Below are 755 nucleotides of genomic sequence, written 5' to 3'. Positions count from 1 at the left end.
GTGATCTTCCCCGGGCACTCGAACGTGATGTCCCCATCCTGCAGCGTGATCGACGCGCCCTGCGCCGTCGCGATGCGGATCTTCTTCTTGGCCGCGAACTCCACCGTCTGATCGGTGCTCGCGATCTTCAGCGCGTCCTTGGCCTGCACGCGCAATTCGTCGTGCTGCGCCTGGAAGTCCAGGTCGTCGTTGCCTGCGATGACCGACAGGCCCGTGTCGGCATCGGCCTTCTGCGCCCCGGCCAGCACGCCGATGGCCTGGCCGCTGTGCACGCGCAGCACGTCGGCCAGTGCCAGGTTGATGTCCCCGCCGCTGGCCAGCGTGGCGGTCTCGCCGCTGACGACCTGCAGCTGCTGACCCGCCACCATCGCCAGCCCTCCGCGTGCGGCCAGTGCGATCACGGCGTCGCTCGTGTGCGGCACCTTGCCTTCACCCGTGGCGATGGCCTTGTCTGCTGCATCGGCGTAGGCCGTGTCGAGCGCATCGGCCGTCACCATGCCGCTGGCGGTGCGCTCCATCGCGGCGTAGGGCGCGCGTTCCTTGTCCAGCTGAGATTCGTTGGCCTTGCCGGCCCCGATGTGCCCGGCCATCTGCACGGTCTCGTGGGTCTTGGCCGCATCGCTCAGGGCCTGGCCCAGTTGCTGTACCTGCTTGAGCAGCGCCATGCCGGCGGCGAAGTCGCCCACGGGCTCCAGCTTCTGGCCGCCTGCGCCGTGGTACGTGCTCAGCAGCACGCCCTTGCCGCCGCGCAGGGC

General features: G+C 69.5%; 1 protein-coding gene. It reads right to left on the bottom strand.

Going from position 1 to position 755, the window contains the following annotated elements; all coding sequences use genetic code 11:
* Window positions 1-755: DUF2345 domain-containing protein (locus tag AC07OH_RS31935; RefSeq protein WP_495303373.1), on the bottom strand; the 755-nt coding region annotated here is incomplete at both ends.

The sequence above is a fragment of the Variovorax sp. GW821-FHT10C12 genome (assembly GCF_059415405.1).
The sequence above is the reverse complement of the archived record's forward strand: the minus strand, read 5'-3'. Positions and strand labels throughout refer to the sequence as shown.